We start from the raw sequence: 14,403 nt of genomic DNA, 5'->3' as shown, positions 1-14,403 counted from the left end.
CACCCACGCGCCCCTGGAACGGATCAGCATGGATACCGCTCTGGAACCACACTGGACCACCCCCGACCTGCACGACGCCATACGCAACCACTACGACAACCTCGTCGACCTGTACGAGGACCTGTGGGGCGAGCACATCCACCACGGCTTCTGGGACAGCCGGGAGGACAAGACCGACCGGCACACCGCCCAGGAGCGGCTGGTCGACGAGCTCGCCTCCTTCGCCCCGGTCGCGCGCGGCTCCCGCGTCCTGGACGCCGGGTGCGGTATCGGCGCGTCGGCCATCCGGCTGGCCGCCACGCTCGGCTGCGAGGTGGAGGGCATCACCCTCAGCGAGGAGCAGGTGCGGCGTGCCACCGCGAAGGCGCACGCCGCGGGCGTCGCCGACCGCGTCACCTTCCGTGTCGCCGACGCCATGGCCACCGGCTACCCCGACGCGTCCTTCGACGTCGTCTGGGCGCTGGAGAGCTGCGAGCTGATGCCCGACAAGGCGGCGTTCATCGCCGAGTGCGCCCGCGTGCTGCGCCCCGGCGGCGTGCTCGTGGTCGCGACCTGGTGCGCCCGCGACACGGCGCTCGACGAGTCGGAGTCCCGGCTGCTGCGCCGCATCTACCGGGACTTCGTCGTCTCCCACGTGCTGCCCATCCCGGAGTACGAGCGGTTGTGTGAGAAGGCCGGCCTCACCGGGACCCGCGCCGAGGACTGGACCGAGAACACCCGCGCCACCTGGGAGCTGTCGTCCGACATCGTGCGGCCCCTGCTGCGCGACCCGTCGTACATCTGGCGGCTCGTCCGGGCCAAGGGCATCGACATCTTCCGGTTCATCAACTCGGTGCCGCTGATGCGGCAGGCGTACGACCGGGGCGTCATGCGCTACGGCGTCTTCCGCGCGGAGCGGCGGCCATGACCGCCCGCACGGCCGCGGCCACCGATGAGATGATCGCGGGGCTGCTCGGCGAGCAGTGGATCATCGACTTGTTCACCGACCTGGGCGAGCGCCAGGCCACCTCCGCCGGGCTGGCCGACCGGCTGCGCCGCGGCTCGGTCTCCAACCACGTGCTGTGGCCCTTCCACGCGCCGCAGTTCCCGCTCGCCGTGACGCGGGCCGAGGGGTGCCGGATCACCGACGCCGACGGCAACGTCTACCTCGACGCCCACCTCGGCTTCGGCGCGCAGGCGCTCCACGGGCACAACCCGGGGCCGGTCGCCGACTTCGTCCGGGGGCACCTGGGCACCCAACCGGGCAACGGCTACTTCCACCCGCTGGAGCTGGGGCTCACCGACCTGCTGCGCACCTTCGTCCCGCACTGCGAGAAGTTCGCCTTCCTGAACTCGGGGACCGACGCGACGGCCGCCGCAATCCGGCTGGCCCGGGCCCACACCGGCCGGCGCATGGTCGCCAAGTTCGAGGGAGCGCTGCACGGCGTGCACGACATCGCCGCGCACAACACGGCCTTCTGGTACCACGGGCATCCCGTCGAGCCCTTCCCCCCGATCGACGAGAACGGCGTCCGGCCGCTGCCCGCGCTGACCGGCCTGCCACCCGTGCCCGACCTGCTGATCCTGCCGAACGACGCCGACCAGGCCGCGGCGCTGATCGAGCGGCACGCCGGGGAGCTCGCCTGCGTCCTCGGGGAGGCGGTCAGCTCCTCCTTCCCGTACGCCGAGCGGACGGTGCCCGTCATCCGCCGCGCGGCGGACGTCTGCGCGGCGCTGCGCATCCCCTTCGTCCTCGACGAGGTCCTGACCGGCTTCCGGTACGGCCCCGGCGGCGCGGCCACCCACTTCGGCATCCACGCCGACCTGTACTGCTACGGGAAGGTGATCAGCGGTCTCGGCATCCCGCTGTCGGCGGTCGGCGGCGACGCGCGGATGCTGGAGCACGCGCAGACGAGCGGCATGGCCCTGACGGACCTCGGCCGCAAGACCTGCGTCCAGACCACCCACGCGGGCAACACCCTCGCCCTCGCCGCGTCGTTCGCCTCACTCAGCCTGCTCCGCGACAAGGGGGACGCCTACTACGCGCGGACACGCGCCAAGGTGGACCGGATCCGGGCCCGGCTGGGCGAGTTCCGCGCCGAGACCGGCATCCCCCTGCGGCTGCTCGGGTTCGGCGACTTCATCGGCTCCTTCGGGTTCGTGGCCGAGGACGACTACCCCGGCTACCGGGAGTTCGCCGACGCGGTCGACCCGATCGCGGTCATCCTGCTGACCCTGATGCTCCGCCGCAGGGGCGTCTACATGCTCAGCCTGCCGATGCTGTTCACGGGCGACGCCCACTCCGACGCCGACATCGACGAGCTGCTGACGGCGGTCACCGGCGCGGCCCGCGACATGGACGCCAACGGCTACCCCTGGAGGTCGGCATGACCGTCGAGGACGTCGCCGCCACAATGACCTCCGCCGTCCACCCCGCCCGCGCCTGGTGGGAGCCCGGCGGACCCCTGGCCGCGCTGCGCCGGGCCCCCACGCTCGGCGCGGCCCTGGCTTCGCGCGCCCAGAGCGAGCCCGGCGCGGTGGCCTACTACCTGCAGGACGAGCCGGAGGGCATCACCGTCGGCGAGCTGTACGAGCTGGCCGGCCGGGCCGCGTCGGCGCTGGTGGACCGGGGCGTGTCCCCCGGGGACAGGGTGGGGGTGTGCCTCGACACCGGCAGGGACCTGCTCGCCACGATCTTCGGCTGCCAGCTCGCCGGCGCGGTGCCGTTCCTCACCGAGCCGGCCGTGCTGCCGAGCCGCCGCCGGGCGGGCGCCGACCGGATCCGCCACATGATCCGCGTGGCCCGTCCCCGGGCCTTCGTCGTGGACGCCTCGCTCGGAGAGCTGGTGGGCCCGGTCTGCGCCGAGCATCGGGTGCCGATGGTCACGCCTCCCTTCACGTCGGCGGGCTGGTCGAGGGGGCCGGCCGCCGACCCCGATGAGCTGGCCCTGATCCAGTTCACCTCGGGCACCACCAAGGCGGCCCGCGGCGTCGCGCTGACCCACCGCGCGGCGATGGCGAACATCGCCGCGATCGGCTCCCGGCTCAGGATGCGCGACGGAGACCTCACGGTGGGCTGGCTGCCCCTGCACCACGACATGGGCATGATCGGCATCCTGCTATCCACCTTCATGCACGGCGTACCGGTCGCCCTGCTGTCCCCTATGTCGTTCGCCCTCTCGCCCGAGCGCTGGCTGCGGACCATCTCGTACTTCCGCGGCACGATCTCGGCCGCGCCGAACTTCGCCTACCGGTTGTGCGCGACCCGGCTGAGCGACGCCGCGCTCAAGGACCTCGATCTCAGCTCATGGCGGGCCGCGCTCAACGGGGCCGAGGTCGTCGACGCCCCCACCGTGCGGGCCTGGCAGGAGCGCATGCGGCCGTACGGCCTGCACCCACGGAGCATGGTGCCCTGCTACGGGATGGCGGAGATCGGGCTGGCGGCGACGTTCGCCGACCCCGGCTCGCCGGTCCGCACCCGCCGCGTCGACCACGGTTTCCTGCGGGCGTCGGGCCGAGCCGTCGACGCCCGCGAGGGCGACGTGCCGGTGCTTGAGCTGGTCTCGTGCGGCCCGCCCCTGCCGGGGGTCGAGGTCCGGATCACCGGCGAGGACGGCCGGCCCCTGCCGGGGCGCACCGAAGGGGACATCCGGCTCCGCACCTCCTCCGCGATGAACGGCTACTACGGCGACCCGGAGGAGACGCGCCGCGTCCTCGGCGACGGCTGGCTCCGCACGGGCGACCGCGGTCTCCTCATCGACGGCGAGCTCTACGTCACCGGCCGGATCAAAGACCTGATCATCATCGGCGGGCGCAACTACACGCCGTACGAGATCGAGGCGGCGGCGGCCGACGTCGCGCCATCGGGGACGGTGACCGCCGCCGTCGGCTGCCCCGACCCCGACCGGGGCGAGGCCCTGGTCGTCCTCGTCGAGTTCAGGGGGCAGGTGGACGACCCCGCCGCGCTGCGGGCCGCGGTCGTCCGCTCCGTGTCCTCGCGCACCGGGCTGACCGTCCAGCGCGTCGTGCTGGTCCGCCGCGGGTCGCTGCCGAAGACGTCCAGCGGGAAGCTGCGGCGCCCGGAGATCGTCCAGTCGCTCATCGCGGGGCGGCTCCCCGACGCCTTCACCGAAGGGCCGGGGGAGTGAGCGGCGCGCCGTACGACGCGGTCGTGATCGGCGGTGGCCTGGCCGGGCTGACCACCGCCGCCCTCCTCGCCGGACGCGGCCGCCGCCCGCTCCTGCTGGAGGGCAGATCGGCGCTGGGCGGCCGGGCCAGGACCACCGACCACGCGGGACACCTGCTCAACTTCGGGCCACGCGCGCTGTCCCGCGGCGCCGCCGCCCGCGTCCTGCGCCGGGTGGGGGTACGGCCGGGAGGCGGGTCGCCGCACATGGCTCAGGGCCGATGCCTGTACCGGGGCGAGCTGGCCCCGGGGTTCGCCGGCGCGGGCGGGCTGGCCCGCACCCCCCTCCTCGGCCTCGGTGAGCGGGCGGCCGTGGCCCGGCTGCTGGCCACGTCCCGCCCGTCGGCCGGGCTGGCCGAGATCAGCGGCGCCGACTGGCTCGCCCGCCGGCTGCCCACACCGCGTGCCAGGCAGGCCGCGTTCGCGCTGCTGCGAGTCAGCAGCTATCTCACCGATCCGGGCCAGGTCAGCGCCGACGCGCTCGCCGGGCAGCTACGCGACGTGCGCCACGGCGTCCGCTATCTCGACGGCGGCTGGCAGGCCGTGGTCGACGCGCTCACCGCGGCCGTGGAGCGCGCGGGAGGACGGCTGCGCACGAGCGCGAAGGTCGTCGGCGTCGAGCACGTCACGCGGACGGGCGGCGGCGCCGCGGTCCACCTGGCCGGAGGCGAGCGGATCGACGCCCGGGCCGTCGTCCTGGCGGGTCTCGCCCCAGGCCAGGCCGCGGAGCTGGCCGGCCTGCCCGCCCTGCCGGGCCCCGCCGGCGAGGCGGAGCGGCACCCGGTCCGGGTCCGCTCGGCGTGCCTCGACGTCGCCCTGAGCCGCCTGCCCAACCCGGACGTGACCTTCGTCTACGGCTTCGACGAGCCCGTCTACCTCTCCGTCGCCTCCGCCGCGGCACGGCTGGCCCCGCCCGGCGGCGCGGTGATCCACCTCGTCCACTACGGGGGCCAGCCGCCGGGCGTCGACACCCGCGCCCGCCTGGAGCGGCTTCTCGACGTCTGCCAGCCGGGCTGGCGCGACCATCTCGTGCACGCCCGGTTCCTGCCCAGCATGATCACCGCGTGCGCCCTGCCCGACCCGCGCACCGGAGGCCTGGCCGGCCGCCCCCGGTCCGACGTGCCCGGCCGGCCCGGCGTCTATCTCGCGGGGGACTGGGTCGGCCCCGAGGGGATGCTCGCCGACGCCACCGTCGCCAGCGCGGCGCGCGCCGCCGCTCACGTCCACCACCTCCTGGAGGCTTGAGATGCCCCATCTGCTCGCGGTCGGCGGGTCGCTGCGCGCCGGCTCCGTCAGCACGGCCGCCCTCGAGGCGTGCGCCCACCTCGCCCGTCGCGCCGGTGCCACGGTCACCGTCCTGTCCGGGGAGGACCTGCGGATGCCGCCGTACGAGCCCGACAGCCGGGTCCGCACCCCGGAGGCGCTGCGGCTGGTCACGGCCCTGCGCGACGCCGACGGGCTGATCCTCGCCGCCCCCGCCTACCACGGCGGGCTGTCGGGGCTGGTCAAGAACGCCCTCGACTACGCCGAGGACCTGTCCCGCGACAGCCCGCCCTACCTGGAGAACCGCGTGGCCGGCTGCCTGGCGGTCGGAGCGGGGGACCGCGGCGCCGCGACCGCCCTGGAGAGCATGCGCACCACCCTGCACGCGCTGCGCGCCTGGACGGCTCCCATGGGAGTGATCGTCAACGGTCTGCGGTCGCCGTTCGTCGGCGACGTCTGCACCGACGACAAGACGGCCCGGCGCCTGCGGATCCTCGTGGACCAGGTCGTCGAGCACGCCACCAGGCCCGCCCCGTACGTCCTTTCGGAGGTGTGAGTGACCCGCACCATCGACACCACCACCGTGATCGACGCGCCCCCGGGCCAGGTCTGGGAGGTGATCGCCGACTTCGCGCGATACCCCGAGTGGAATCCCTTCGTACGGGAGATCAGCGGCCCGCTGGTCCCCGGTGAGCGGCTGACGGTGCGCATCGCGTCGCCCGGAGGCAAGTCCATGACGTTCCAGCCCCGCCTGCTGACCGCCGAGCCAGGCCGCGCCCTGCGATGGAAGGGCACCCTCGCGCTGCCCCGGCTGTTCGACGGCGTCCACGAGTTCCTGATCGGCCCGGAGGGCGCGGGCACCCGGCTGGTGCATCGGGAGACGTTCAGCGGTCTCCTCGTCCCGTTCGGCGGCGGCACCATCCGCGGCGCCCGCGCCGGATTCGAACAGCTCAACACCGCGCTCAAGCGCAGAGTCGAAGAGAGGAGCAGTCGATGATCGACGGAATGTTCGTGATCGACGCGACCGTCCACGCGTACAACCTGGAGGACCGCAACCTCCGTTCCCCCGACCCGCACACGGGGCTCTACTCCTACGCCCTGCGGGAGATGCTGTGGAAGCTGCACGAACGGTACGCCCCGGACGGCCACCGCATCCCGCAGAGCGCGTTCTTCACGGACTGGTCGCCGGAGTCGCTCGCCCGCACCCTGTTCCTCGAGTCGGACATCGACATGGCCGTCCACCACCGGCTGCGGATCGACAGCCTCTTCGACGACGGGCTGGTCCGGGGGGAGAAGAACCGCGAGCTGGCCGAGCGCTGGCCGGAGCGGTTCGTCATCTACGCCGGCGTGAACCCGCTCGACGGGATCGACGCCTGCCTGCGTGACCTGCGCGAGCAGGTCGAGGCGATCCCCGAGACGATCGGCCTCAAGCTCTACCCGACGTCGGGTTCGCCGGACGCCTCCTGGCGGCTCGACGACCCGGAGTTCGCCCCGCTGTTCGAGCTCGCCGTCGAGCTCGGGCTCAAGGTGATCGCCGTGCACAAGGTCGTGCCGAACGGGCTGGTGCCGATGAAGCCGTTCGGCATCGACGACCTCGAGGTGGTCGCGGTGCGCTACCCCCTTCTCTGGGAGATCGTGCACGCGGGTCTGCCACCGTTCGTCGAGGAGGTGTCCCTCGCCCTGATGCGCTACCCCAACGTGTACGCGAACCTGGAGATCAGCTCGGCGCTGCTACAGGGGGGAGTCGGATATGTACAGGACGCTCTCGCACAATTCATTTCGCTCGGTGGTGCTGAGAAAATATTCTTCTCGACAGGCGCCAATCACTTCCATCCACAGCCAATTGTCAAATGTCTTGCCGAGCTGCAATTCCCGCAGCAGACGCTCGACAGATACGGGCTGGACCAAATCACCCGGGAACAGCGGCAGGGCATTCTCGGCGCCAACTACGCCTCGGTCGTCGGGCTGGACCTGGAGGCCGCGGGCAAGCGCATCGCCGACGACGAGTTCGCCCGCGCCCGCGCCGGTGGGCCCCCGCTGCCGGCCTGGTCCTCCTGGAGCGAGTCCGAGCCCGCGTGGGCGGAGGGAGCGCGATGACGGAGCACGCGGCACCGGAGGACGCGGCCGTCAGGGCGGCGCTGGACCAGGTGTTTGATCCCTGCAGCCAGGCGTGGCAGCGCCCGCTGAGCCTGCGGGAGCTCGGTCTGGTCCGTGACGTGCGCGCGGACCAGGCGGGCCGGGTGACGGTCGTCCTCAGCCTGACGTCGCCCTTCTGCATGGCTCTGCCGACGATCATGCAGGCTGTCGAGCTCCGCGTCGGAGAGGTGCCCGGCGTCACAGGGGTCAGCGTGGAGATAGATTCGGACACCTCGTGGTCGCCCGGACTCATGACACCGGCCGGTCGGAAAACGCTCCAAATGGTGCGGGTCGCCGACGCTGACAGGGGGTGAACAATCGCTATGACGCGGCCGGTATGGCGCTATAGAGAATTTTGGTGTTAAATCGTGACGTGTCCTAGCCAGCTTGTCGGACGATCCGTCGATAGACGCATGAGATGACCAGCGAGCCGGGGGGGTCATGGGGACGCAAGTCGAATTCAATATTCTCGGGCCACTCGAAGTGCTGGTGGGCGGCGAACCGCTCGGTATCGGGGGAGCCCGGCAACGGGCCGTGCTGATCACACTGGCCCTCAACGCGGGTACGGTCGTCCCGGTCAACACGCTCATCGAGGTGGTCTGGGACCATGACGCGCCGGCGACCGCGCGCAGCCAGATCGCGACCTGTGTGTTCGGCCTCCGGCGGGCCTTCGCCGACGCCCTGGGCGAGGACGACCTGATCGTCACCCGGCACCCCGGTTACCTTCTGCGCCCGGACAGGGTGGTGCTGGACCTGCAGACGGCGCGGGAGCGCCGGGCCGAGGCGAGGGACGCCGTCGCGCGCGGCGACCGGGCGAAGGCCGCGAGGCTGCTCCGGTCGGCGCGCGACCTGTGGCGGGGACCCTCCCTCGCCGGCATCGAGAACGCCCGGCTGCACAGCCAGGCCATCAGGCTGGACGAGCTGCGATGCGCGGTCCTGGAGGAGTGGCTGGCGCTGGAGATCGAGCTGGCCAACGACCAGGCGGTCCTGGACGAGTTGCTCATGCAGGTGGCCGAGAACCCGCTGCGCGAGCGGCTCCGCGGCCTGCTCATGCTGGCCCTGTACCGGCTGGGACGGCGGGCCGAGGCCCTGGACAACTTCCAGGAGGCGCGGCGGCTCCTGGTCGACGAGCTCGGCCTGGAGCCCGGTCCCGAGCTGAGGAGCCTGCACGAGGCGATCCTTCAGGACGCGCCGACCCTGTGGCCGCAGGAGGAGGCGCCCCCGGCGCCCGAGCCCCCGCCCGAGCCGGAGCCCGCCAACGTCGCCTTCCCCCTGGCGCAGCTGCCGCCCGACGTGTACGCCTTCACGGGCCGGTCGGACGAGCTGGCCCTGCTGGACGAGACCCTGCTGGAAGGCCGGTCGGAGGTCCCGAGGATCGCACTGATCACCGGGACGGCGGGTGTGGGCAAGTCGGGGCTGGCGATCCACTGGGCGCACCGGGCGGCCGCCCGGTTCCCGGACGGGCAGATCTTCGCCGACCTGCGCGGATACGACGAGCACCACGGTCCGGTGCCCCCGCATGCCGCACTCGACCGGTTCCTGCGGCTGCTCGGCGTGCCGGGCAAGCAGGTGCCCGAGACCCTCGACGACCGGTCGGCGCTCTACCGCAGCGTCCTGTCCAACCGGACCGTGCTGATCCTCCTGGACAACGTGCGGACGGCCGAGCAGGTCATTCCGCTGCTCCCCGGCTCCGGCCGCTGCTGCGTGCTCGCGACAAGCAGGGCCTGCCTGGACGGCATCGTCGCCGGGTACGGCGCCCAGCAGCTCCCGCTCAACGTGCTGGCGAAGGAGGAGGCCGCCGAGCTGATGGGCAAGCTCGCGGGCAGCCAGATCGCCGCCGACCCGGAGGGCGCCACCCTGCTCGGAACGCTGTGCGACCGGCTGCCGCTCGCGCTGCGCATCGCCGCCGGCCGCCTGGCGTCGCGGCCCCACTGGACCGTCCAGACGATCGCCGCCCGGCTGCAGAACCAGCAACGGCGCCTGGACGAGCTGAGTGTGGGCGAGGTGGGCATCCGCGCCAGCTTCCGGCTCAGCTACCAGAGTCTGTCTCCCGAGGCGGCCCGGCTCTACCGGCGGCTCGGCATGCTGGACGCGCCCGACTTCGCCTTCTGGGTGGCCGCCGCGCTGGCCGGCGAGGGCAACGCCGAGGACCTGATCGAGCAGCTCGTGGACGCGCAGCTGCTGGAGGTCGGCGGGCGGGACGCCGCCGGCCAGATCCGCTATCGGCTGCACGATCTGCTGCGTCTGTACGCGCGTGAGCGGTCGCAGACCGACGAGACCGAGGCCGACAGGCAGCTCGCGCTCACCGAGGTCTTCGGCTGCCTGGTCGCCCTGGCGGAGGCGGCGCACCGCAGCGAGTACGCCGGGGACTATTCGCTCATCCACGGCGACTTCCCGCGTCACCATCTCGGCGAGGAAACCACCGCACGCCTGCTCGCCGCGCCGCTGAAGTGGCTGGCGGCCGAGCGGTTCTTCATCGTGGCCGCGGTCAAGCAGGCCGCCTCGATGGGGCTCGACGAGTTCTGCTGGGATCTCGCGCTGACCAGCATCACCCTCTTCGAGACCGGCGACTACTTCGACAGCTGGCGGACGGTGAGCCACTGCGCGCTGACGGCGGTCATCGAGGCGGGCAACGAGCGTGGCCGGGGCGCGATGATGTACGCCCTCGGCTCCATGGAGGTGTTCCTCCACGCGTACGAGGAGGCCGTGCCGTACTTCGAAGCGGCGCTCGAGCTGTTCGAGGCGACGGGGGAGCGCCACGGCTACGCCCTCGCCCTGCGCAACAACGCGCTGGTCGACCGGATGCACGGGCAGCTCCTGTCGGCGCTGAGCCGCTACGAGCGGGCCCGCGACATCCTGCACGAGTGCGGCGACCAGAGCGCCGAGGCGCACGTACTGGGCAGCATGGCGCTGGTCTACCTCGACCTCGGCCGCACGGCGGAGGCGGCCGACCGGCTGAAACAGGCGATCGCGATATCCAAGGCCATCGGCAGCCGCCGCGGCGAGGCCCTGGCGCTCTACCGGCTGGGGGAGCTGCTGCTCGCGCAGGAGGCGTTCGAGCAGGCGTGCGGGGCGTTCGAACGCGTTCTCGACCTGCTGCGGGACAGCAAGGACACGAGCGGCAGGTCCCACGCCCTGCGGGGACTCGGGGAGGTCAAGTTCCGGCTCGGCCGGTACGCGGACGCCGAGGAGGACCTGCGGATGGCGCTCGAAACGGCGAAGCGGGCCGCGGACCGCTTCTGCGAGGCGCGCGCCTGCCTGTCTCTGGGCTTTCTGCACCGTGGAATGGACGACCGGGCGGCCGCGGGGGAATTCTTCGCGCGCTCGCACGAACTGTTCTCCGCTATGGGAGCACTCACGTGGGTGAAACGCGTCGAGGACGCCGCGTGCACGCCGGACCCATATGTGGCGGTGGACTGAAATCGCGCGTTTCCATTCGGTTCCGGCCGTCTCCGCAGTGACGACATTCTCGGAAGTGAGCCTGTCACAGGAAATCCTCCGGTCGTGACGCTACTCACCCGGAGCGGGCCGCAGACGCGGTGACGGGGTCAGCGCCCGGTGTACGGCGATGTGCGCCAGCCAGACCAGGCCGAAGGTGAAGCCCGGCGCCGCGTCGTCGTTCGTATCACCGTAGAAGCTGAAGAAGATGATCACCGCAAGCGGGAGCAACGGGTTGTGCAGCAGTCGTAATGCCAGGTCGGCGGCCTTGCGGAGGCTCCGGGCGCCACCGAGCACGTACGGCAGGTCGGGGGCGAGGGCGGCGATGAGCGCGAGGGGGATCGTCCATCCGCGATGCTTGATGATCTCGAAGAGCGCGAATGCGATGACCGGCACCGCGACCACCGCCCAGAGTGTCCGTACGGCGGTGCTGGAACGCGTACTTTTCACGCCGTCAGCGTACAGGTTCATCGGCATTTCTCCCACTCAATGAAGCTCGACGTGACTTTTGTCAATCAGGCTGGCGAATCGGCCTGAGTGTGCTTACGTTTCTCTTGAGCCGGGCCTGCTTGTCAACCGCGTTGTCATGAAAATATCGAACGTTACCGATGATGGCAACAGGCGGTTTGGACCCGAGTAAGGACGGCTTTACGCGCCCGCCGCCTTTTATGGGGCACGCCGCGGCGCCGTCCGCCCGCGCCGTCGGACCGGGCCCGGGACGGCTCTGAGGCGGGGTGGTGTGATAGGCGCCACGGGTTGGCGCCGGGGATGCGGGGTAGCGACCATCTCATGACATCCGAGGACGACAGGGGACAGTCCGAGGCCGTCTTGAGCGTCGCCACCCGGCTCTTCGCTGCTCTCGGCTACGACAGCACCTCCATCCGCCAGATCGCCGACGCGGCGGGTCTGGACGTGGCCGAGCTCACCAGGCGGCTGGGCGGCAAGCGGGACATCTACCTGGCGGTCATGGAACGAGCGTTCCGCGCCGAGCAGGCCGCGCTGGGGGCGGCGGCCGCGGAGCTGGAGGAGACAGGGTCGATCCACCTGCTGTTCGACCGCTATCTGGACTTCTACGTCGCCAATCCGGAGATCGTCGCGTTGTGGATCCATCGCTGGCTGATGGACGCCGTCGACGTCGCCGAGCTGGAGAAGCAGTACGTCCAGCCGCTCATGGCGATGATGGGCAAGTCGGTGGGGAGCGTGCTGGGCGACCAGGTGGACATCGACGTCGAATACACGCTGTGGTCGGTGATCTGGTGTGTCCACGGATTCGTCAAGACAGGGGTTCTGGAGGCCGACGGCCGGCTCCGCGGTCCGGGTGATCCCCGGGCGATGCGCCGTTTCCGCCGCCACATGCACCAGATGCTCCACCGCCATGTCGGTCTCCCCGGAGATCCCCCCGCGGACGGGCTCTCCTCACACCCCTCCTGAACGTCATCTCCTGCCGCCCCTGCATTCCGGCGTGAACGCGCTCTGACGGACGGTTGCCGTGCCTCCGCTCCGGACGACGCCCATCCCGTGCCGATGCGGCTCTACAGCGGCCTGGGTTTCCGCGCATATGCGAGGAGTCTCACGTTCCGCTCTACTCAGGTCCGGCCGTCACGGTGAGCAGGTCGCCGGGCTGGCAGCCGAGAACCCGGCAGATCGCGGTGAGCGTGGAGAACCGGATCGCCCTCGCCCGGCCGTTCTTGAGGATCGAGAGGTTGACCACCGTCACGCCGACCCGGCCGGCCAGCTCGGCGAGGGTCATGCCGCGTTCGGCGAGCAGCCGGTCGAGGTGACAGATGACCTCGTGGTGCGCGTTCTCCACTCGGATCGTCTCAGATCGTCGCGGCCACGTCGTCCGCGAGCTCGCCGCCACGGCGGAACGCCTCCGCGAGCACGAGCAGCAGGAGCGCCACGAGGATCGGCGCCATGGGGATGGAGACCCCGGCTGTGAACATCGGGCCCAGATCGAGCCGTGAGAGCACGATGCCCGCGCCGATATCGGGAAGGGCCTCACCCACGATCGCGGCGAACAGCAGCAGCCCGGCCAGGCCGGCGATACGCGCCGGATTGCCCCCGCGGAAGGGGGTGCCTTCGAGGACCGACAGCAGCAGCCTCCGCAGGAGCACGGCGGCCAGCCCCAGGCACAGGCCGGTGACCGCCGTGTCGCCACGAGACAGAAGCTGCTCGGCGACGGTCGAGCCGGGCGCGCTCAGCGCCACAGCGTCGTCGACGGCCGACAGCCGGACGGCGTCCGGGACGTGCGCCTTCGGCAGCTGGATCTCGGGAGGCTCGCCTTCGGACGTCTTCCCGATCGTGACGGGAACGGTGACCCGGCCCTTCGCCTGGGTCGCTCCGTTGATCGCGTACGCGACGCCCCAGAAGGCGGCGATGACCCCGATCCAGACGGTGAGGCCGGCGAGGAAGCGGATCAGCCGGGGGCCCGCGTAGGAGCGCGTTCTCGCCATCGAACCCTCCCGCATATCGAATGTCGATATGTGGGAATGATTGCGCATCCCTTCCGGTGAGGCAAGGGCCTGCCGCCGGGCCTCGGGCCGTACGGCGGGAACCCGATCACGATGCCGGGCGTTGGCAGCGATGACAGGAGATCGACGGGCGATCGACGGGAGGAGCCGGTGGTGTTCCGGAAGCTGATGGCGGCGCTCGGCGCGGGTGTCGAGGTGGACACGGTGCTGCGTGACTCGCAGGTCCGTCCTGGCGCGACTGTCGCGGGGGAGGTCCGCTTCCGCGGCGGCTCCTCCGATCACAAGGTGGAGGGCATCACCGTCGACCTCACCGCCGTGGTCGAGGTCGAGCGCGGCGACGAGGAGCACCACGCCACGTACAGCTTCCAGCGGTCACGGGTCAGCGGCCCGTTCGAGCTGCGGGCCGGGGAGGCGCGGACGGTTCCGTTCACGGTGCCTGTGCCCTGGGAGACGCCGATCAGCGCGGTCGGCGGTCACCCGCTGCCCGGCATGCGGCTCGGCGTCGCCACCGAGCTGGCCCTCGCCGGGGCGCTCGACAAGGGCGACCTCGACCCGCTGTTCGTCAACCCGCTGCCGGAGCAGGATCACCTGCTCGGCGCGCTCGTCCGGATGGGCTTCCGGTTCAAGCGGGCCGATCTGGAGAACGGCAGGCTGCACGGGTCGAGCCTGCCGTTCTTCCAGGAGATCGAGTACCACGCCGGCCCGGAGTGGCGGCGGCACTTCAACGAGCTGGAGCTGACCTTCGTCGCCGGGCCGCACTCCATGGACGTGATCTTGGAGGCGGACAGGCGCGGCGGCTTCCTGACCTCCGGCCACGACGTCTACAACCGCTTCACCGTCCGGTACGGCGACCACCCCGGCGCGGTGGAGACGGCCCTGCGGAACGGGCTGGCCGCCATGGCGCGGCATCGCGGCTGGTTCTGAGGCCGC

The 14,403-nt window shown here is 71.7% G+C and carries 14 protein-coding genes; 11 read left to right on the top strand and 3 right to left on the bottom strand.

What is annotated here, in order from left to right:
• Positions 1-28: 28 nt before the first annotated feature.
• From AB0B72_RS34855 to AB0B72_RS34815, 9 genes are all read left to right on the top strand, one after another.
• On the top strand, positions 29-907 hold the full coding sequence (locus AB0B72_RS34855) for a methyltransferase domain-containing protein (protein ID WP_367743701.1): 879 nt from the start codon (positions 29-31) through the stop codon (positions 905-907).
• Positions 904-2,370: an aminotransferase class III-fold pyridoxal phosphate-dependent enzyme gene (locus tag AB0B72_RS34850; protein WP_367743699.1), complete on the top strand. Its 1,467-nt coding sequence runs from the start codon at positions 904-906 to the stop codon at positions 2,368-2,370. Before AB0B72_RS34855 ends, AB0B72_RS34850 begins: the two co-directional genes overlap by 4 nt.
• Positions 2,367-4,127, top strand: coding sequence for a fatty acyl-AMP ligase (locus AB0B72_RS34845; RefSeq protein WP_367743698.1), 1,761 nt, complete (start codon positions 2,367-2,369; stop codon positions 4,125-4,127). The genes AB0B72_RS34850 and AB0B72_RS34845 overlap by 4 nt, the downstream gene beginning before the upstream one ends.
• Positions 4,124-5,410: a phytoene desaturase family protein gene (locus tag AB0B72_RS34840; RefSeq protein ID WP_367743697.1), complete on the top strand. Its 1,287-nt coding sequence runs from the start codon at positions 4,124-4,126 to the stop codon at positions 5,408-5,410. Before AB0B72_RS34845 ends, AB0B72_RS34840 begins: the two co-directional genes overlap by 4 nt.
• Before the next feature lies 1 nt (position 5,411).
• On the top strand, positions 5,412-5,984 hold the full coding sequence (locus AB0B72_RS34835) for an NADPH-dependent FMN reductase (protein WP_367743696.1): 573 nt from the start codon (positions 5,412-5,414) through the stop codon (positions 5,982-5,984).
• On the top strand, positions 5,985-6,425 hold the full coding sequence (locus AB0B72_RS34830; RefSeq protein WP_367743695.1) for an SRPBCC family protein: 441 nt from the start codon (positions 5,985-5,987) through the stop codon (positions 6,423-6,425).
• Positions 6,422-7,525 (top strand): amidohydrolase family protein, encoded by a 1,104-nt coding sequence (locus tag AB0B72_RS34825; RefSeq protein ID WP_367743694.1) that lies wholly within the window; start codon positions 6,422-6,424, stop codon positions 7,523-7,525. Before AB0B72_RS34830 ends, AB0B72_RS34825 begins: the two co-directional genes overlap by 4 nt.
• Entirely contained in the window at positions 7,522-7,878 is a 357-nt protein-coding gene (locus tag AB0B72_RS34820) for a metal-sulfur cluster assembly factor (RefSeq protein ID WP_367743693.1), read from the top strand. Before AB0B72_RS34825 ends, AB0B72_RS34820 begins: the two co-directional genes overlap by 4 nt.
• A 127-nt stretch (positions 7,879-8,005) precedes the next feature.
• A complete protein-coding gene (locus tag AB0B72_RS34815; protein WP_367743692.1) occupies positions 8,006-10,984 on the top strand; it encodes a BTAD domain-containing putative transcriptional regulator in 2,979 nt (992 codons plus the stop codon).
• Positions 10,985-11,074: 90 nt separating this feature from the next.
• On the opposite strand, the gene AB0B72_RS34810 is transcribed toward AB0B72_RS34815, so the two are convergent.
• On the bottom strand, positions 11,075-11,452 hold the full coding sequence (locus AB0B72_RS34810) for a hypothetical protein (protein WP_367743691.1): 378 nt from the start codon (positions 11,450-11,452) through the stop codon (positions 11,075-11,077).
• 339 nt (positions 11,453-11,791) lie between these two features.
• Between AB0B72_RS34810 and AB0B72_RS34805 the strand changes: the two genes are divergently transcribed.
• The gene (locus AB0B72_RS34805; protein WP_367743689.1) at positions 11,792-12,433 is read left to right on the top strand and encodes a TetR/AcrR family transcriptional regulator; all 642 of its coding nucleotides are present in this window, start codon (positions 11,792-11,794) and stop codon (positions 12,431-12,433) included.
• A gap of 151 nt (positions 12,434-12,584) precedes the next feature.
• Here AB0B72_RS34805 and AB0B72_RS34800 read toward each other — a convergent pair whose 3' ends face one another.
• Together AB0B72_RS34800 and AB0B72_RS34795 are read right to left on the bottom strand one after the other, a co-directional pair.
• Positions 12,585-12,812 (bottom strand): helix-turn-helix domain-containing protein, encoded by a 228-nt coding sequence (locus tag AB0B72_RS34800; protein WP_367743688.1) that lies wholly within the window; start codon positions 12,810-12,812, stop codon positions 12,585-12,587.
• Positions 12,813-12,822: 10 nt separating this feature from the next.
• Complete coding sequence (locus AB0B72_RS34795) at positions 12,823-13,455, bottom strand: DUF2975 domain-containing protein (RefSeq protein WP_367743687.1); 633 nt, start codon at positions 13,453-13,455, stop codon at positions 12,823-12,825.
• A gap of 171 nt (positions 13,456-13,626) precedes the next feature.
• Between AB0B72_RS34795 and AB0B72_RS34790 the strand changes: the two genes are divergently transcribed.
• Positions 13,627-14,397: a sporulation protein gene (locus tag AB0B72_RS34790; protein WP_367743685.1), complete on the top strand. Its 771-nt coding sequence runs from the start codon at positions 13,627-13,629 to the stop codon at positions 14,395-14,397.
• Positions 14,398-14,403 lie beyond the last annotated feature (6 nt).

Origin of the sequence: Microbispora sp. NPDC049125 (assembly GCF_040802045.1) — a bacterium.
Taxonomy (GTDB): domain Bacteria; phylum Actinomycetota; class Actinomycetes; order Streptosporangiales; family Streptosporangiaceae; genus Microbispora.
The sequence above is the reverse complement of the archived record's forward strand: the minus strand, read 5'-3'. Positions and strand labels throughout refer to the sequence as shown.

Coding starts and splice junctions, on each gene's coding strand:
- AB0B72_RS34855 (WP_367743701.1), top strand. CDS start 29: ATGGATACCGCTCTGGAACCACACTGGACCACCCCCGACCTGCACGAC.
- AB0B72_RS34850 (WP_367743699.1), top strand. CDS start 904: ATGACCGCCCGCACGGCCGCGGCCACCGATGAGATGATCGCGGGGCTG.
- AB0B72_RS34845 (WP_367743698.1), top strand. CDS start 2,367: ATGACCGTCGAGGACGTCGCCGCCACAATGACCTCCGCCGTCCACCCC.
- AB0B72_RS34835 (WP_367743696.1), top strand. CDS start 5,412: ATGCCCCATCTGCTCGCGGTCGGCGGGTCGCTGCGCGCCGGCTCCGTC.
- AB0B72_RS34825 (WP_367743694.1), top strand. CDS start 6,422: ATGATCGACGGAATGTTCGTGATCGACGCGACCGTCCACGCGTACAAC.
- AB0B72_RS34820 (WP_367743693.1), top strand. CDS start 7,522: ATGACGGAGCACGCGGCACCGGAGGACGCGGCCGTCAGGGCGGCGCTG.
- AB0B72_RS34815 (WP_367743692.1), top strand. CDS start 8,006: ATGGGGACGCAAGTCGAATTCAATATTCTCGGGCCACTCGAAGTGCTG.
- AB0B72_RS34805 (WP_367743689.1), top strand. CDS start 11,792: ATGACATCCGAGGACGACAGGGGACAGTCCGAGGCCGTCTTGAGCGTC.
- AB0B72_RS34795 (WP_367743687.1), bottom strand. CDS start 13,455: ATGGCGAGAACGCGCTCCTACGCGGGCCCCCGGCTGATCCGCTTCCTC.